Genomic DNA, 3,463 nt, shown 5'->3' on the forward strand with positions numbered 1-3,463 from the left:
CGATAGCAGTCACAGTGACATTGCGAATACCACTGAGCATGGCAATGTAATAATAATAGCAATTGCAATTGCTGGCGATGTTGGCAAGGCTGATGACGACGAGGACGAGGACGACGATGATTTGTCCAACGCGGGCATGCTGTCCACGCTGGCAAACTGCGGCTCCGGTTGCTATACACAGGCACTGCCGCCACAAGTGTACCAAGATGCGAGCACACGCCTCCCATATTATGGAAGCGCGCGGTCTCACGCGCCCCCATACTAAAATGCAAAAGTAGCCTGCGGCGATCAATAATGATTCTGGTCAACAAAGCTCTGCTTGCGGTCTTCTGACGGCCAACTGCGGCAAACAGCCGAGTGCGCTGGCGGGCATTGCTCACTGGCGCCCCGGGTCCTTGAACATCTGCCACTGGCACCAAGGCCTAGGCCAATGTATGCCAACATGCAAACGCTGCTGCGCGGCAAAGACAAGCCAATGCTCGAGGCAAGCAGGGCACGATAACGACCTTTCAGACGAGCTCCCCCAAGGGCGTGGCCCGTGTGCCCCGGTTTCCGTCCAGCCCTGTCGCACTCGCCACGTCAATGATCCCCGAATGGGTGGCGGGCGCCGCCCCCTGCCGAACTGCCTTCCAGTCCAAATTCAACCCTGCGCATTGAGTTCTCGCTTGGGTCAAGAGGCGTTGAATTCGTGCTCAACGGGCGCCAACGTGAATGTTCATCGCGGGGCGTTCGCGTGCAGCGGCGCTAATTTCAAACGCTGGAGCATAAAGGTGCTTCCCTTGCCTGTTCATCCCCGCACTGGCTCGCTGGGCGCCACCTGAAGACCTCTGGGCGAGACGGAAACGCCATCTGGGCCCTTCACACACTGCGCTCTAGGCATGTCTCCTGCGCGCCGGGAGATGCTCTAGAAGACGCATCCCCTGCATGCACCGATGCGTTCCTGGAGTATGCGCTACGCATCAGCGTGCCTTGGTAGCAAGTTACGCCTCGACCTGTGGTGCCCCTGGACCAAGAACAGTGGCAATATCCCCCGATCTCGGGAAGCTTTGCGGCGTGCGGCGGCCACGCTGCCAACCCCCCACCACTAGAAAAACAACATGGGTGTGCACGCACGGCCGGGGCCTTGCTCAGGTTGTAAACAGGCAATGATGATGATGATGATGACGACGGTGATGATGGTGATGATGAATGATGAATGATGATGCCGACAAGGATAGCGACGACGACGACGACGACGATGATGACGGTGGTGGTGGTGGTGATGATGATGGTGATGATTGTGATAATGGTGTTAATGGTGATGATGGTGATGGTGATGATGGTGGTGATAGTGATGATGGTGGTGATGACGGTGATGATGGTGATGATGGTGATTGTGATGATGGTGATGATGGTGAATGTAGTGATGATGGTGATGACGATGACGATGGTAACGGCGATGATGATGATAATTATGATGATGATGATGATGGTGATAATGGATGATATTTGATGGATGATGGATAATGGACAATGTATGATGGATGATGGATGATGGATGATTGATGATGGATAATGGATCATGGATGATGGATGCTGATGACGATGACGATTATGATGTCGATGACGATGGAAATGATGATGGTAATGATCATGACGAATGACGAGCATGAACACAAACACTAACATGAACATGAATATGAGCATGAGCATCAACATGGAGATGAGCATGAACATGACGATGACGATGACGATGATCATGATTATCATTATGATTGTGATTATCACTATGGTGATCATGGCGACAATGACGATGAACACGAATTGGACAATGGCACTGCTGCTGCATGATGGTGATGCGGAGCACAGCTACATGCATGGGATCTTTGACCATTTGTTCAATCTGAGTTCCAGCTGTCTCCAGAACTTTTCATCCACTGTCATGTGTGTGCTTGCAAGAACATCAACACCATGCCGAAAAACGAGGGACGGCACTGTCTGGCCTGTCCCCTTGGCCAAGGAACCTGTCACTGACCACCGCGCAAACGGAGCACCAGGTGGAGCGTTGACTCCTTCTGGATGTTGTAATCCGACAGCGTACGCCCGTCCTCGAGCTGCTTGCCCGCGAAGATGAGGCGTTGCTGATCGGGAGGGATTCCTTCCTTGTCCTGAATCTTGGCCTTGACGTTGTCGATGGTGTCAGATGCCTCGACATCCAACGTGATAGTCTTACCAGTGAGCGTCTTGACAAAGATCTGCATGCCTCCGCGGAGGCGCAGCACAAGGTGGAGTGTTGACTCCTTCTGGATGTTGTAATCTGACAGCGTGCGTCCGTCCTCGAGCTGCTTGCCTGCGAAGATCAGGCGTTGCTGATCGGGAGGAATTCCTTCCTTGTCCTGGATCTTGGCCTTGACATTGTCGATAGTGTCAGATGCCTCGACATCCAGAGTGAAGGTCTTTCCGGTGAGCGTCTTGACGAAAATCTGCATGCCTCCACGTAGGCGCAGTACAAGGTGGAGTGTTGACTCCTTCTGGATATTGTAATCCGACAGCGTACGTCCGTCCTCGAGCTGCTTGCCCGCGAAAATGAGGCGTTGCTGATCGGGAGGGATTCCTTCTTTGTCCTGGATCTTCGCCTTGACGTTGTCAATGGTGTCGGATGCCTCGACGTCTAAGGTAATGGTCTTGCCAGTGAGAGTCTTGACAAAGATCTGCATTGCGGAGATCTGTGCGAATTGGGTGGACAATGCTAGAAATCTGCGACAACAGCTTTGGCAAGAACAAATCTTGAGCCAGGAAATGAGCATGACAATATGGCGGAAAATGATAAATTAAGACAAGCACATGAAAACAGAGCTTCTGCAAGTAGCTCCTCACAACAGTGCGGACAAATTCTGTGCATAAGGCAGGAAACGAGCAGCATGACAGTACTGGAAGAATGATTGATAAGAACGTGCACATGCAGATGACGGCCCCGCTGATAATACGTAAGTGTTGATGGCGGTGCTCGTGCCGGCGGCCGATGATGGCTTCCCGCTGCGGGTGCTGTTGGTGATGGCTGTGATGATGAATGACGGCGACACTGACAGTGACAGCGATGGCAATGGCGACGGCGTCGATAGCAGTCACAGTGACATTGCGAATACCACTGAGCATGGCAATGTAATAATAGCAATGGCACTTGCTGGCGATGTTGACAAGGCTGATGACGACGAGGACGAGGACAACGATGATTTGTCCAACGCGGGCATGCTGTCCGCACTAGCAAACTGCGGCTCCGGTTGCTATACAAAGGCGCTGCCGCCACAAGTGTACCAAGATGCGAGCGCACGCCTCCCATATTATGGAAGCGCGCGGTCGTACACGCCCCCATACTAAAATGCAAAGGAAGCCTGCGGCGATAAACAAATATTCTGGTCAACAAAGCCCTGCTTGCGGTCTTCTGACGGCCAATTGCGGCAAACAACCGAGTGCGCTGGCGGGC

The 3,463-nt window shown here is 52.8% G+C and carries 4 protein-coding genes; 2 read left to right on the top strand and 2 right to left on the bottom strand.

Annotated elements, in window-relative coordinates:
• Nucleotides 1-265 (top strand): hypothetical protein (locus ABWQ00_RS15640; protein ID WP_353239582.1); only part of this gene is annotated, 265 nt, incomplete at its 5' end.
• Nucleotides 266-858: 593 nt separating this feature from the next.
• Here ABWQ00_RS15640 and ABWQ00_RS15645 read toward each other — a convergent pair.
• Together ABWQ00_RS15645 and ABWQ00_RS15650 are read right to left on the bottom strand one after the other, a co-directional pair.
• Entirely contained in the window at nt 859-1,740 is an 882-nt protein-coding gene (locus ABWQ00_RS15645) for a hypothetical protein (RefSeq protein ID WP_353239583.1), read from the bottom strand.
• A gap of 266 nt (nt 1,741-2,006) precedes the next feature.
• The gene (locus ABWQ00_RS15650; protein ID WP_353239584.1) at nt 2,007-2,696 is read right to left on the bottom strand and encodes a ubiquitin family protein; all 690 of its coding nucleotides are present in this window, start codon (nt 2,694-2,696) and stop codon (nt 2,007-2,009) included.
• Nucleotides 2,697-2,976: 280 nt separating this feature from the next.
• Here ABWQ00_RS15650 and ABWQ00_RS15655 point away from each other — a divergent pair, with 280 nt between their 5' ends.
• Complete coding sequence (locus tag ABWQ00_RS15655) at nt 2,977-3,357, top strand: hypothetical protein (protein ID WP_353239585.1); 381 nt, start codon at nt 2,977-2,979, stop codon at nt 3,355-3,357.
• Nucleotides 3,358-3,463: the final 106 nt, after the last annotated feature.

Origin of the sequence: Limnohabitans sp. (genome assembly GCF_040400975.1) — a bacterium.
Lineage (GTDB): Bacteria > Pseudomonadota > Gammaproteobacteria > Burkholderiales > Burkholderiaceae_C > Limnohabitans_A.